We start from the raw sequence: 13,119 nt of genomic DNA on the forward strand, positions 1-13,119 counted from the left end.
GCCTCAATTAAGCATGTTTTTGAAACAGATATGTTTATTCTTGTGATACGAGAATATTATTAGTTTTTCGCGAATCAGTCCAAGACGTAATTTCAAATATTTATATTAGTAAATCATTATGAGCTTTATTTAAATTTTGTAGAATTAACCTAATTTTTCCAACAGTTTCAAGGCCGCGCAAGTTATATAACGCACACCCACGGATAGAGTATCCTCATCAGGGAGGAATTTACTATTGTGAAGCGGTGGCATATCATTTACTAAAACATGACAAGGGCAACAACCTACATACGCAAATACGCTTGGAACCTCACGAGCAAAAAAAGCAAAATCTTCACCTATTGCAGGTATCGTAGGCAATGAGCAAAGGTTTTCATGCCCTAATATTTCCCTCGCCGCATTTTTGCATATTTCTGTAATATACGGATCGTTCATTACAGACGGACACCCTCTATCATAGTGCACATCAGCATTAGCTCCAAAAGCAGCTACCGTGTTTTTTATTGTTTGCTTTATAAGCTCTGGTAATTTGTCTCGGACGTTTTCATTAAAACTCCGAACGGTTCCTTCTACATATACATGATCAGAAATGATATTGTATCCGTCACCACCACAAATTTTCCCCAACGTGATAACCACAGGGGAAAACGGGCTTATTCTACGGGATACGATACTCTGCATAGCGGAAATTACAGCTGCTGAAGCAACTATTGTATCTATGCCCTCGTCCGGAATCGCCCCATGAGAAGATTTACCATTAATCGTAAAAGATAAATGGTCTGAAGAAGAAGATGCTGGGCCTTCTTCAATGCCTATCGTTCCTACTTTTAAATAAGGCCAGACATGAAGCCCTAACATAGCGTTAACTTTTGGGTTTTCTAAGATACCGTCCGCTATCATCAGAGAGGCCCCTCCCAATGGGGGCTTTTCCTCGGCTGGCTGAAAAACGAATTTTATGGTTCCTGCCATCTCCCCTTTAATCTCACATAATACCTTAGCCGCCCCAAGGAGAATCGCCATATGGGCATCGTGCCCACAAGCATGCATAATACCATCATTGAGTGAGGAAACAGGAGACCCTGTATCTTCCTTTATTGCCAGGGCATCCATGTCGGCACGAAGTGCTATTACAGGTCCTGGCTTTGCGCCATTAAGAAGACCAACCACTCCATAGCCACCTACATTTGTTTGGATTTCATCAAAATGTAATTTTTTTAATATGTTTATAATAAATTGTGATGTGTTCTTCTCGTCGTAGCTTAGTTCTGGATATTGATGTAAATAGTGATAAGGTTCTACAATGGAATCTCGATACTTTTTCTCAACACGGTTGATAACTGTTTTCATTACTTCCGATCTCCTCTTTTAATTCACAGTAAGACTAAAAGCATCATTAAATAAACCTGGGTAGCAGTCAAAGACGTATTGTCAAATGTTTATATTAGTGATTTGTAATGCCGTATTTGCTTACGACGACGCGCGCCGGACGCACGGCAAAGGCAGTGCCTGCGCCGCCGCGCCGCGCCTTCCATGCCGTTTTTTTACTCCGCCAGAAGCGTTTTATTGACGACGTAGCACGGCGTTTGACCTTTGAAGAACAGCGCGATCTCCTGCGCCGACTTGGTGCGCAGTTCAGGCAGCGCCTCTTCTGATATCCACGCGGCGCGGGGGGTCACGATCACATTTTGCAGGGCCGCCAGTTTGTTGATGCCGACCGGGGGCTCTTTACAGAGCACGTCAAGCCCCGCTCCCGCGATGCGCTCATTGATCAGTGCGTCGTAAAGATCATCCTCGTTTATCAATCCGCCGCGTGAAATGTTTATGAGGTAGGCGGTAGGCTTCATATACGCGAGAGTCTTCGCGTTGATTATTTCCTCGGTGTTTGGCGTGAGCGGCAGGTGAAGTGAAACAAAATCCGCTGCGCGGAGAAGCTCTTCCACGCTGTCGTATTTTTTAATGTCGTTCGACTTGAAGATCGAATCCGGGATATACGGATCATGGGCGATGACTCTCATGCCAAAGGCCTGGGCCCTCTCCGCGACCATGCGCCCCGTGTTGCCGCAGCCCAGTATCGCGAATATTTTGCCGTAGTTGCGCGGCACGTTCGAGGCGACGGATGAGTCCCAGCCGCCGTTTTTCGTCTGATTTGACAATATGTGCATCTTTCTCGAAATGCCAAGAACGAGCGCCATCGTATGGTCAGCGGTTTCGCTCTGACAGTAGTCGGGTACATTGCAGACGATGATCCCCTGATCCGTGGCCGCCGCGACGTCCACTTCATTGACGCCGACGCCGAGCCGGACAAGGATTTTACATTTTTCAAGTATGGCAAGGTTTTCCCGCGTCATCGGATTCTGATTTACGATAACGGCGTCGCAGTCCATTCCCTCCATGCAGATCTCTTTCGGAGTACCGCCGGCGGCGAGAAATATTTCCGCGTCGGCTTCGGCAAGTATCTTTCTTTCAATTTCAAGGTCAGGCCACAAAGTATCCGTTACGAACACCTTATACTTAGCCATTCTCACCATTCCTTTCTAAAAAACATTATAAAAACTTAATTTTCTAAGATGAAATTGTAATACACCACATTTATCACAGTCAAAGACGTGTTTTTTATACAAGGTATTAGCGGGTTATTATATCATGACCTCGTTTGCGTAATATTCTTTTACAATGTCGATGAATTTACGGGCCACGCTGGAGAGGTAGGCGTCCTTTTTATATACGGCCGCGAGCGGAGCGATGAGATCATCCGTCCGGAGGTCGAAGCATTCCAAATTTTTAGTGCCGGCGGACCAGTTAAGACCTCCGTCAGGCATGAAGGAAAAACCCATATCCTGCGCCACCAGATTGCACGCCGTCGCTTTGCTTGACGTAATGATGCGCCTTGCGGGAGAAAAATGTATCTTTTCCAGATATTTATATATCCATTCCGCACACGCCATCCCCTCTTTCATGAGGATGAAGCATTCGTCGGAGAGAACGTTTATATCTACTCTTTCATTTCGTGCCTCTGTCTCTCTCAGCCTTTTCGCCCACAGGTTATTTTTATTCGCAATAAGCAATATTTTTTCGTACTTTAAGAGTTCTGTGCTCACTATGTCGTGCTCATCCAGGGAAACGTTCATTATCGCCACTTCGACGATATTTTTTTCTATGAGGTCATAGAGCTGACGCGCGGAGTATTCATGGAGGTTGATCTGAACGTTTTTATTTTTCGCCGCAAAGATGGGGAGTATCTCCGGCAGCATCGTCGCCCCGCGCCACGGAGGAATGCCGAGATTAAGCGTATTTGCCCGCTCGCGGTTCAAGGCGTCAAAATCAGAGGTAAGCTTAGAATACAGCTGGTTGCTGGCCTGAAGGTAGTTGTAATATATCCTTCCAGCCTCGGTCAATTCTATCGGCACCTTCGAGCGGTCAAATAACTTGACGTCAAAGGAGCTCTCAAGCTTGGAAATATACTGGCTCAAATATGACTGCGAGACATACAATATCTCGGCTGCCTTAGATATATTGCCCTCCTTAGCAATCGTTAGAAAGTATTCAGGGTTCTTATTGACGATCGCCATAATAAATCCCCTTTCCAGATAAATATTCCAGCGTCTATTGATGATTCTATCACAGGCGGTATCTCATGCCCTCATTACAATTTGATAATGATAATATTAAATTTTAGGTCTTTGACGGCGCCAACGGCAAAAGGTAGTATGCGTTTGTAAATCAAAAGCTCATCCTGTTCGAGAAAGGCTGATAAATCATGAGGTTCGCAACCATTAAAACTTACGCCGGCGATATCGCGGTGGGAGAGACAGCCGCCGTTCTGACGAAAAACGGCGCCGTCCCCGTCAAGTCTATCAATGAGACTCAAAAAACATATTGGAGCACGGATCTTTTTTCGATGATCTGCAATGGGGAGATACCGAGGATCAATGAGTGGTACCTATCCGGCGGAAGAGAAGAATTGGAAAAAGCGGCAGAGATAACGGTTCCTTTCGACAGGGTCGAATACGGGCCATTATATCGCAATCCGGGCAAAATATTCTGTATCGGACTCAATTATCAGGCGGAGGCGGCCACGATCAACGATACCGCGGCGACAGACCTTCCCGGCAGTTTTTACAAGCCGCCGACGTCAATAATCGGAACGGGAGAAAAAATCATCATTCCCTTCCTCCCGAAAGAGGTGGACGGAGCCGGCGATTATGCGAAAGAGGTAGACGGAGAGGCCGAGCTTGTCGTAGTTATCGGCAAAGAGGGCAAAAATATAGAAAAAGAGAACTGGCTGGATTACGTCGCCGGATTTACCACATCAATAGAATCCACTGTGATCGACGTATTCCATAAAGGCCTGCGCAAGCTCTGTATCTCAAAAAGCTATGATTCTCATTTCGCCTTCGGCCCCGTGCTTATAACGCCTGATGAAATCGACGATGTCATGAAGCTCAAGGTCAGAACGATCCATAACGGCAGGCTTGAAGCGGAGGATTATGTTGGCAACATGATGTTCACGCCGGATTACCTCGTTTCATTCCATTCTGAAATCATGAAGTGGATGCCGGGCGACGTGATCTCGACAGGGACGCCCAAAGGCGCGATCGTCTCCGACGGGGATACCGTTACCACCGAGATAGACGGTTTCGTTCCCATAACATGCCCCGTGGCGAAGGAAAAAAGAGCTTAGATATCTTTTTCCGCATACGCCGAAGGATAACGCGCAAAACAGGCCTCCCCTTTGCATATAAAAGACGGAGGCCCGTTTAGTATTTTTATCTAATGGAATTAAAGCTTGCCTTTATCTATTCCACGTACTTTTTAAATTCTCCGTACCCCTCTTTGTCCATCTCCTCATAGGGGATGAAGCGCAGCGCGGCGCTGTTGATGCAGTAGCGCACGCCGTTCGGCGATTCGCGGTCGCCGGTAAAGACGTGGCCGAGGTGCGAATCCCCGGCGCGGCTGCGCACTTCGGTGCGGCGCATCCCGTAGGAGGCGTCCTCTTTGCGGACCATCGCGCCGTCGTCGATGCCCTTCGTGAAGGCCGGCCAGCCGCAGGAGCTGGCGTATTTGTCTTTAGAAGAGAATAGGGGTTCGCCCGTGACGACATCGACGTAGATGCCGCGTTCTTCGTTGTCGTAGTATTCGTTGTCGAAGGGAGGCTCGGTGGCGTTTCTCTGCGTGACCGCAAACTGCCGCTCCGTCAGCCTTTTCTTCAATTCGTCCGCGGCGGATTTCCGATAGAGCCCCGCGTCGACCTTTATCTTTTTCGCCTCATCCATCTCTTCCCGTGATATGTGGCAGTAACCGTTTGGATGTTTTGTAAGATAGTCCTGATGGTATTCCTCGGCCTCATGAAAAACCGCCAGCGGCTCGATGAGCACATGGAAACCGTCCTCGGCGCGGCCCTTTTCAATGGCGGCGACACGCCTGACGACGGCTTCGGAGGCGGCATCGGCATAGAATATCCCCGTCTGATATTGTGTGCCGACGTCGTTCCCCTGGCGGTTCTCAACACCTGGGTCGATGATCTTGAAGAAGGCGAAGAGCAACGTCTCAAGCGACACCCGCTTTGGGTCATAGACGACGCGCACCGTCTCTTTATAGCCGGTGCCGCCGGCGCAAACCTGTTCGTAGCTCACCCGCTCGCCTATTTTGCCGTTCGCGTAGCCGGATACGGCGTCAAGCACCCCGGGGATGCCCTCCATATATTTCTCCAGCCCCCAGAAACAACCGCCGGCAAGGTAAATGACATCTTCGCCCTCTTTTTTGGCATATGTCGGATCGTCAGCCATCGCCATCCGCGCCTCCTCTGCATTATTTTTTCTATTATCGCCCATGACTCCGGCGCCGTGCAGCGCAAAAGCCGCCGCCGCGGCAAGGAATATTAACGAAAATAATAAAATTTTTATTACCGGTTTTCTCATGCAGCCCTTCTTAATCATAATAGTTATTATTTTACAATATTATTGTAGCACCAGCAACTATGATAAGAAAGGCTAAAAGACGGAAAGCCGGAGCAAGCGCGCGAACGGACGCCGTTTCGGGGCTGAAAAGATCGCGGTATTTTTGCCCGGCGGCGTTATCTTAAAAGAGGGAGGTCTCCGGTCAGTTTGTTGACAAGTTTTCTCGCGCCGCATATGCCGATCCCCAGATAGCTGAGTTCGCGCTCTTCCACGGACGCGGATCTTTCTATATACTCGCCGTAATTCTTGCAGCTCTGGGCGACATCGGAGAAGTCCACCGTCAGCAGTTCGGAAAATTCGGGCTCATAGAGCCGCGTCCTTATCGCGCGGAGCTTTTCTTTGCCCGCCCGCAGTATCGGCACGGGGAACTCGATGACGCCGCGGTGTGTCCGCCCGCTCTTGTCAAACACGTCGCCGCCGACAGCCTCCGGCCGGTGTTTTCCCAGAGTGATGCCGATGATCCCCGCCGTGTTCGCTATCAGCCCCAAGGGCAGCTCCTCGTCTATCACCATCACACATTTTTCGTTCAGGATCTCCATTGCCATAGTTCGATCATACCTCTCTTTTTGACGAGGCGGCGTCGACGTCAAATATCCGCTGATACTGCTTGGGCGTCACCCCGGTAAACTCTTTAAAAAAATTGGTGAAGTGGCTCTGATCGGCGAAACCGGCCATAGCCGCAGACTCTATCGGCGGCACGCCCCGCTCAAGAAATTTTTTGGACATGCCGAGCCGCACTGTTTGCAGGTAACGATATGGGGAAAGCCCTGTTTCTTTTGTAAACGAGCGTATAAGGTAGGATTTGCCATACCCAGTCAGCGCCGTGAGCTCTTCAAGCGCGATATTCTCCGCGAAATGCTCTTCCATATAACCGCAGGCCAGCCTCACCCGTTCATCGCCGCCGCTTCGCTCACGCTTGATCACGGTACATTCCTCAACGAGCTGCTCAAGCAGTAAAAAGAGAGCCTCTTCACGCTCCATCCTCGGAGAGCGGGCCGCTACGGCGTCGTAAAGCGATGCCAACGGCTGGGCGATATCGCTCCGAAAGAGCACGTTTTTCGCAAAGCACAGCTTTTCCGTGCCGGCCGCCGTCTCGCGCAGGAGCCCGGACATTACCTCCGGCGTTATATTCACGGCGCGGTAATCCAAAGGTTCTTCGTCTATCGGCGAACAGTAATGGTTGTCGCGCGGATTGAAGAGAACGATATCTCCCGCCGCCAGCTCATATTCGGCCCCCCGGCACCAGAGGCGCCGCCGGCCTCCCATCATCACCCCGATGACGTAACAGTCGTGAAAGTGATTCGGGAATTTCTGTACCACCCCGCTGAGCCTATACGCTTCTATCTCAAGATCGCCGTCGTAATAGACGAGGCGCTCTTCCCTTTCGGCTGTCATGATCCGCATACCTCCCCGCGCCTGTCATACTATCACGCTTTGTACCGCCTTTCTTGAAGGATATTACACCTTCGCGCGGCCCGGTCAAAATCACCGGCTTAGCCGGCAGTTTTGAGGGCAAACAAAAAAGAGAGGGGAAAACTCCCCTCCCCGGTTCAAACATTGTACTCGTGCGGACCGCCGTACTCTGTCAACCGACCAGCGTCGTGATCTCGCTCACGTCTTTGCGGCTCTTCGGGCGCGGCGTCTCATCCGCCGGATATCCGACCGCCACGATCGCGCGCACCGTGTCGCCCGCGGGCAATCCGAAGAGCGCCTTGACCTCGGCGTCGCTGTAGGTGCCGATTATGCAGCAACCGAGTCCCTGTTCCGTCGCTTCGAGAAGAAGGAAGGCCGTCGCCATGCCGACGTCGCCCTCGGAGAAACGCTTCGTCCCATAATGTTCGACGACGCGAGGCATCAATATCGGCTCCGCCTCCTCGACGACGACGATGAAGGCCGGGGCCGACTCAGTCCACTTATTGAGGCCGATCTCCTGCGTCAGCTTTGAAAGCTCTCTCTTCTTGTCATCGTTCGTGACGACGACGAACTTCCATGGCTGGCTGTTGCAGGCCGAAGGCGCGAGCGAGGCCGCCTTCACGCAGCGCACTAGCAACTCGCCGTCGACCGCCTTGTCTTTGAAGCTTCGGCAACTCTGGCGGCTTTGCGCAAGTTCATAAAAATTTTTCATCGACAGGCCTCCTTAAAACTCCAGCATCTGGCCGGGAGACAGTATCACGATCTCCGTTCCGAGCAGATCGGCCTCGGCGACAGCCATCGCAAAGGCTTCGGGGTCGGCCTGTATCTTCGGGAAGGTGTCATAATGCATCGGGACCGCCTTGATCGGATGGATAAAATCGACGGCGCGCGCCGCGTCGTCAATATCCATCGTGAAATAGCCGCCGATCGGCAGGCAGGCGACATCGATCTTTTCCGCCTCAAGCAGCTTCATTTCCATCGTCAGCCCAGTGTCTCCCGAATGGTAGACCTTTTTTCCGTCCACTTCAATGACAAAGCCGCACGCGATGCCGCCGTAGCGAACCTGTCCATCCTCGATGATGGGGTCGCCATGCCACGCGGGAGTGAGTTTGACCTTGCCGAAGGGGAACCGGGCGCGTCCTCCGATGTGCATCCCCTCGGTCTTTACGCCCTTAGCTGATAGCCAGGCCGCCGTCTCGTTGCAGGTATAGACCGTCGCGCCGGTCCGCAGGGCTATCTCGACCGTGTCGCCGAGATGGTCCCCGTGGGTGTGGGTGAGGAATATCGCGTTGATATCGGTAAAATCGGCAGCCTTCGCCGCCGCTTTGGGGTTGCCTGTAAGAAAAGGATCGATGAGCCCCTTAAGTCCCGTGCCCTCGATGCAGAATGCGCTGTGTCCAAGATAACGAAGTTTTGGCATTACTTATACCTCCATGCACTAAATTTATTTTTAACCGCTCTTATTTAACTATTATAATATATATCAGTAAAAAACAAATATGGTATATTTGCCGATAGGGCCTTTAGCGTGATGCGTCCTTTACTGAATTTGGCTGCCGCGCCACATGACAATTTTTTAGTATATAATATTAATATAATTATGATAGGGAGATGATAGAATGTTTATAAAACCATCTACCGCTCTGCGCAACGAATACAATGAGATCGCCGAGCTCTGCAAAAAAGAGGACTCTCCGGTCTTTCTAACCAAAAACGGCGAGGGAGACCTCGTGGTGATGAGCATTGAGCATTACACAAAGCGTGAGGCAATGCTCGATCTGCGGGATAAGCTGCTGCGCAGTGAGGCAGAACGACTTGCCGGATGCAGGAGCTATTCCGTTGATGAAGTAAGCAAGCGTTTAAAAGAGCTGATCGATGGGTAGCTTCGAGGTACGCTTCCTGGAGGCCGCACTGTCTGACTTAGAGGAAATAACCATCTATATAGCGACAGAGAATAAAGAGGCAGCCAAGGAGCTGCACGCGCTGATCATCACACGCGCCAAAGAACTTTCAACTCTTCCTTATAGGGGACCGAAAATACCTGACGAAAAAATCTCCGCGATGGGCTTTCGCTATCTTTCGATCGGAAAATATCTTATATTTTACAAAGCGGAGAAGGACACAGTATTCATTCATCGGATACTTGACGGCAGGCGCGATTATCCGGGGCTGTTTTAACCAATGTATGAAGAACGACGGTTCCGATAGAAATATCCTCGGGATCAAGGCGAACGCGCCGATTTTTTGATGGAAACATTGAGCAGCCCCCGCTGCAGGGAGGCGGTATTTTTGCCTCAACAATAAGCGGACGCCGCGTTGATGCGGCGTCCGCCATTTTCTTCTATATCTTGATTTTACACGAGCGGCGCGACCGTCTTGATCGAGAGTTCGTCGAGCTGTTTTGTCTCGACCTCGGAGGGGGCGTCCGTCATCGGGCACTGGGCCTTCTGGTTCTTCGGGAAGGCCATGACGTCGCGGATCGACTTGCTTCCCGTCATCAGCATCACAAGGCGGTCAAGGCCGATCGCCAGTCCGCCGTGCGGCGGCGTGCCGTAGCTCAAGCCCTCGAGCAGGAAGCCGAAACGCTCCTTAGCCGCCTCGGGCGTGAAGTTGAGCGCCTGGAATGCCTTCTGCTGCATTTCGGGGTTGTGTATCCTTATCGAGCCGCCGCCGAGCTCCGTGCCGTTGAGGACGACGTCGTAGGCGCGCGAACGCACTTTGCCCGGTTCGCTGAGCAGGTATTCCATATCCTCGTTCATCGGCGCGGTAAAGGGATGATGGACGGCGGTGTAGCGCCCCGTCTCCTCGTCCCACTCAAAGAGCGGGAATTCAGTCACCCAGAGGAAGCGGAAGCTCTCTTCAACCAGGCCGCGCTCGCGTCCGAGCTCAAGGCGGATCTGCCCCAATATCTCGCAGGCCCGACGCCAGTTTCCGTCGGCCATGATAAAGAGCGCGTCGCCGTTTTCAATGCCGGAAAGCTCTTTGAGCTTCGCGATGCGTCCCTCGTCGAGGAACTTCACGAGCGGTCCCTTGAGCTCGCCCTCTTTGACCTGGAAGTTCGCCATGCCCTTCGCGCCCAGCGCCTTTGCGCGGCCCTCAAGGTCCGAAAGCTCCTTGCGCGACAGCGACGCGCCGCCGGGCAGACGCAGCCCCTTGATCGTGCCGCCCTTTTCGACCAGCGCCGCGAAGGGATTTTCGCCGCCGGCGAATACCTCTTCAAGGGCAGCCATCTCCATCTGGATGCGCAGGTCAGGCTTGTCGATGCCGTATTTGTTCATCGCCTCGTCCCACGTCATGCGCAGGAAGGGCGTTTCGACATCCACGCCCATGATCTCTTTGAAGAGCCCCGCGAGGTAGTTCTCAACGAGCGTCATGATATCCTCTTCGGTGATGAAGCTCATCTCGAGGTCGATCTGCGTGAACTCCGGCTGCCGGTCGGCGCGCAGGTCCTCGTCGCGGAAGCACTTGACTATCTGCATATAGCGGTCACAGCCGCTGACCATCAGCAGCTGTTTAAAGAGCTGCGGCGACTGCGGCAGAGCGTAAAATTTGCCGGGGTTGACGCGGCTCGGCACAAGATAGTCGCGCGCGCCCTCTGGCGTCGATTTCGTGAGCATCGGCGTCTCGACCTCGATAAAGCCGTTGTCGCCGAAATAGTTGCGCGTATAGCGCGTCACATCGTGACGCGTCCTGAGGTTGGCCTGCATCGACTCGCGGCGCAGGTCGAGATAACGGTACTTCATGCGCAGGTCTTCGTTGACGCTGTCGGCGTTGTCCAGCTCAAAGGGTATCAGCTTCGCCGGCGCGAGGACGATGAAGTCGTCTACAAGGAGCTCGACGGCGCCCGTCGCGAGATCGGGATTCTCCGTGCCCTCGGGGCGGCGGCGCAGCATGCCCTTTACCGCGAGCACGTACTCGCTGCGCAGGGCCCCAGCGCGCCCGTGCGCCTCGGCGTTCAGTTCGGGGTTGAATACCACCTGCGTTACGCCGGTCTTGTCCCACAGCTCGATAAAAATGATCCCGCCAAGGTCGCGGCGGCACCTGAGCCATCCGTTAAGTACAGTCTTTTTTCCTGCGTCCTCAAGGCGCGGAGCACCACAGTACATGGTCCTCTGCCACGAGGCGTCATAATGTCGGTCCATCGGTTATCCCTCTTTATTCTGAAATATACGTTTGACTACTTTAATTTGTTTATGACCTGCTCGACCGTCAGCTCTTCCTGCACGCCCTCTTTGAGGTTCTTCACGGTCACGACGCCCTTCTCGATCTCGCTCATGCCGAGGATGCAGGCGTATTCCGCCGAATTTCCCGCCGTCTTCATCTGCCCCTTCATCGCCCTGGCCATATAATCCATATCGGCCGAGATGCGGTTCATGCGCAGCGTGCGCATCAGGTCCATCGCCTCAAGGCGCGCGTCCGGTTCGGCGGCGACGACGTAGACCTTGTTCTCAGGTTTCCGTCCGAAGCCGCAGCCCTGCGCCTCCATCGTGAGGATGACGCGCTCGATTCCCGAGGCGAAGCCGACGCCCGGCACATGCGGGCCGCCGATCGCTTCGGCTAGGTTGTCGTAACGGCCGCCGCCGCAGACGGCGTTCTGCGACCCCAGGTCGCCGGAGAGTATCTCATAGGCCGTCTTTGTATAATAATCAAGGCCGCGCACGAGGCGCTTGTCGTGCTTCACCACCGCGCCGATCTTGTCGAGGCCGCGCCGAAGCTGTTCAAAATGATCCTTGCACTCGTCGCAGAGGTGGTCCATCACCGAAGGAGCGCCCTCCGTGATCTCCTTGCAGATCGGGCTCTTGCAGTCGAGGATACGCAGCGGGTTGCGGTCGAAGCGGCTCTTGCAGGTGTCGCAGAGTTCGTCATAACGTCCGCGCAGATAATCCTGCAGCGCCTTGCGGTAGACGGGGCGGCACTTAGGGCAGCCGACCGAGTTCAGCACCACCTGCAGATTCGAGAGGCCGAGCCGGCGGTAGAGCTCCATCGAGAAGTCGATCACTTCCAGGTCAACAAAGGCGTCCTGCGCGCCGAGCGCCTCGATGTCGAGCTGTACGAACTGACGGTAGCGCCCCTTCTGCGGGCGCTCGTAGCGGAACATCGGGCCGATGCTCCAGAGCTTCGCGGGCTGCGTGCCCTTATTCATCTCATTTTCAAGGTATGAGCGCACCATCGAAGCGGTCAGTTCGGGGCGCAGGGTGATGCTGCGTCCGCCCTTATCCGTGAAGGTGTACATCTCCTTCTCGACGACGTCCGTCGTCTCGCCGACTCCGCGGCAGAAGAGCTCTGTATGCTCGAAGATCGGAAGATGTACCTCTCTATATCCATAATCATCCGCAACATTGCGGCATATCTGCGTTACATAGGCCCATTTCCAAGACTCGTCCCCAAGTATGTCTCTTGTTCCACGCGGCGCCTTGACTGCTTCCATCCCAACCGCCTCCCGGTAAGTTTTTGATTGACGAACAGGGCTCGCCCGCGCGGAGATAAAAACCGCGTCTCGCCCTTCGGAAAAAATAATTCCGTTATTCAAATGAATATAATACTTCATAAGTATATTGCAAGACAAGACAAAATAGGAAAATTTTTTGACCTTTATCCGACTGCCGTTTCCCGCTCCCTCCCGCGGGACGGCGAACGCCGCCTTCAGCGCGCGGCCGCGCGGCGGGAAAACCAGCTTCACAAGGACCTCGCAAAGTTGCGTACTTTACCGATATTGCGGAGAAGATATCTTTATTATAAATAGGAATAT

At 52.8% G+C, this 13,119-nt stretch carries 13 protein-coding genes; 3 read left to right on the forward strand and 10 right to left on the reverse strand.

From position 1 onward, the window contains the following. Positions 1–144 precede the first annotated feature (144 nt). The 3 genes from CLOEV_RS11485 to CLOEV_RS11495 all read right to left on the reverse strand — a co-directional run bounded on the left by CLOEV_RS11485 (position 145) and on the right by CLOEV_RS11495 (position 3,569). Positions 145–1,347 (reverse strand): M20 metallopeptidase family protein, encoded by a 1,203-nt coding sequence (locus CLOEV_RS11485; protein WP_034443854.1) that lies wholly within the window; start codon positions 1,345–1,347, stop codon positions 145–147. 194 nt (positions 1,348–1,541) lie between these two features. Beyond that, positions 1,542–2,519: a C-terminal binding protein gene (locus CLOEV_RS11490; RefSeq protein ID WP_034443856.1), complete on the reverse strand. Its 978-nt coding sequence runs from the start codon at positions 2,517–2,519 to the stop codon at positions 1,542–1,544. A 117-nt stretch (positions 2,520–2,636) separates the two neighbouring features. Next, the gene (locus CLOEV_RS11495) at positions 2,637–3,569 is read right to left on the reverse strand and encodes a LysR family transcriptional regulator (RefSeq protein WP_034443858.1); all 933 of its coding nucleotides are present in this window, start codon (positions 3,567–3,569) and stop codon (positions 2,637–2,639) included. Between the two features lie 188 nt (positions 3,570–3,757). Between CLOEV_RS11495 and CLOEV_RS11500 the strand changes: the two genes are divergently transcribed. Further along, a complete protein-coding gene (locus CLOEV_RS11500; RefSeq protein ID WP_008713056.1) occupies positions 3,758–4,681 on the forward strand; it encodes a fumarylacetoacetate hydrolase family protein in 924 nt (307 codons plus the stop codon). Between the two features lie 115 nt (positions 4,682–4,796). On the opposite strand, the gene msrB is transcribed toward CLOEV_RS11500, so the two are convergent. The 5 genes from msrB to CLOEV_RS11525 all read right to left on the reverse strand — a co-directional run bounded on the left by msrB (position 4,797) and on the right by CLOEV_RS11525 (position 8,790). Beyond that, entirely contained in the window at positions 4,797–5,918 is a 1,122-nt protein-coding gene (gene msrB, locus CLOEV_RS11505) for a peptide-methionine (R)-S-oxide reductase MsrB (protein WP_034443859.1), read from the reverse strand. 155 nt (positions 5,919–6,073) lie between these two features. Then, positions 6,074–6,502, reverse strand: a complete 429-nt coding sequence (locus CLOEV_RS11510; RefSeq protein WP_008713061.1) for a DUF2000 domain-containing protein — start codon at positions 6,500–6,502, stop codon at positions 6,074–6,076. A gap of 7 nt (positions 6,503–6,509) precedes the next feature. Next, the gene (locus tag CLOEV_RS11515) at positions 6,510–7,352 is read right to left on the reverse strand and encodes an AraC family ligand binding domain-containing protein (protein ID WP_034443861.1); all 843 of its coding nucleotides are present in this window, start codon (positions 7,350–7,352) and stop codon (positions 6,510–6,512) included. A gap of 190 nt (positions 7,353–7,542) precedes the next feature. Next, positions 7,543–8,082, reverse strand: a complete 540-nt coding sequence (locus tag CLOEV_RS11520) for a nitroreductase family protein (RefSeq protein WP_008713064.1) — start codon at positions 8,080–8,082, stop codon at positions 7,543–7,545. Positions 8,083–8,094: 12 nt separating this feature from the next. After that, positions 8,095–8,790, reverse strand: coding sequence for a metal-dependent hydrolase (locus tag CLOEV_RS11525; RefSeq protein WP_034443863.1), 696 nt, complete (start codon positions 8,788–8,790; stop codon positions 8,095–8,097). Positions 8,791–8,989: 199 nt separating this feature from the next. Here CLOEV_RS11525 and CLOEV_RS11530 point away from each other — a divergent pair, with 199 nt between their 5' ends. Then, positions 8,990–9,253, forward strand: coding sequence for a type II toxin-antitoxin system Phd/YefM family antitoxin (locus CLOEV_RS11530; RefSeq protein ID WP_008713067.1), 264 nt, complete (start codon positions 8,990–8,992; stop codon positions 9,251–9,253). Further along, positions 9,246–9,548, forward strand: a complete 303-nt coding sequence (locus CLOEV_RS11535) for a type II toxin-antitoxin system RelE/ParE family toxin (RefSeq protein ID WP_034443866.1) — start codon at positions 9,246–9,248, stop codon at positions 9,546–9,548. Before CLOEV_RS11530 ends, CLOEV_RS11535 begins: the two co-directional genes overlap by 8 nt. A gap of 176 nt (positions 9,549–9,724) precedes the next feature. Here CLOEV_RS11535 and aspS read toward each other — a convergent pair whose 3' ends face one another. Both aspS and hisS read right to left on the reverse strand, forming a co-directional pair. After that, positions 9,725–11,512 carry an aspartate--tRNA ligase gene (gene aspS, locus CLOEV_RS11540; protein WP_034443868.1) on the reverse strand — a complete coding sequence of 596 codons (1,788 nt, stop codon included), beginning with the start codon at positions 11,510–11,512 and terminating at the stop codon, positions 9,725–9,727. Positions 11,513–11,547: 35 nt separating this feature from the next. Then, positions 11,548–12,798, reverse strand: a complete 1,251-nt coding sequence (gene hisS / locus CLOEV_RS11545) for a histidine--tRNA ligase (RefSeq protein ID WP_034445831.1) — start codon at positions 12,796–12,798, stop codon at positions 11,548–11,550. Positions 12,799–13,119: the final 321 nt, after the last annotated feature.

The sequence above is a fragment of the Cloacibacillus evryensis DSM 19522 genome, assembly GCF_000585335.1.
GTDB classification, from domain to species: Bacteria; Synergistota; Synergistia; order Synergistales; family Synergistaceae; genus Cloacibacillus; species Cloacibacillus evryensis.

Excerpts from the sequence above, each read along its gene's own strand:
- CLOEV_RS11530 (WP_008713067.1), top strand. The coding sequence starts at position 8,990 with ATGTTTATAAAACCATCTACCGCTCTGCGCAACGAATACAATGAGATC.
- CLOEV_RS11490 (WP_034443856.1), bottom strand. The coding sequence starts at position 2,519 with ATGGCTAAGTATAAGGTGTTCGTAACGGATACTTTGTGGCCTGACCTT.
- CLOEV_RS11495 (WP_034443858.1), bottom strand. The coding sequence starts at position 3,569 with ATGGCGATCGTCAATAAGAACCCTGAATACTTTCTAACGATTGCTAAG.
- CLOEV_RS11500 (WP_008713056.1), top strand. The coding sequence starts at position 3,758 with ATGAGGTTCGCAACCATTAAAACTTACGCCGGCGATATCGCGGTGGGA.
- CLOEV_RS11515 (WP_034443861.1), bottom strand. The coding sequence starts at position 7,352 with ATGACAGCCGAAAGGGAAGAGCGCCTCGTCTATTACGACGGCGATCTT.
- hisS (WP_034445831.1), bottom strand. The coding sequence starts at position 12,798 with ATGGAAGCAGTCAAGGCGCCGCGTGGAACAAGAGACATACTTGGGGAC.
- CLOEV_RS11510 (WP_008713061.1), bottom strand. The coding sequence starts at position 6,502 with ATGGCAATGGAGATCCTGAACGAAAAATGTGTGATGGTGATAGACGAG.
- msrB (WP_034443859.1), bottom strand. The coding sequence starts at position 5,918 with ATGAGAAAACCGGTAATAAAAATTTTATTATTTTCGTTAATATTCCTT.
- CLOEV_RS11485 (WP_034443854.1), bottom strand. The coding sequence starts at position 1,347 with ATGAAAACAGTTATCAACCGTGTTGAGAAAAAGTATCGAGATTCCATT.
- aspS (WP_034443868.1), bottom strand. The coding sequence starts at position 11,512 with ATGGACCGACATTATGACGCCTCGTGGCAGAGGACCATGTACTGTGGT.
- CLOEV_RS11525 (WP_034443863.1), bottom strand. The coding sequence starts at position 8,790 with ATGCCAAAACTTCGTTATCTTGGACACAGCGCATTCTGCATCGAGGGC.
- CLOEV_RS11535 (WP_034443866.1), top strand. The coding sequence starts at position 9,246 with ATGGGTAGCTTCGAGGTACGCTTCCTGGAGGCCGCACTGTCTGACTTA.
- CLOEV_RS11520 (WP_008713064.1), bottom strand. The coding sequence starts at position 8,082 with ATGAAAAATTTTTATGAACTTGCGCAAAGCCGCCAGAGTTGCCGAAGC.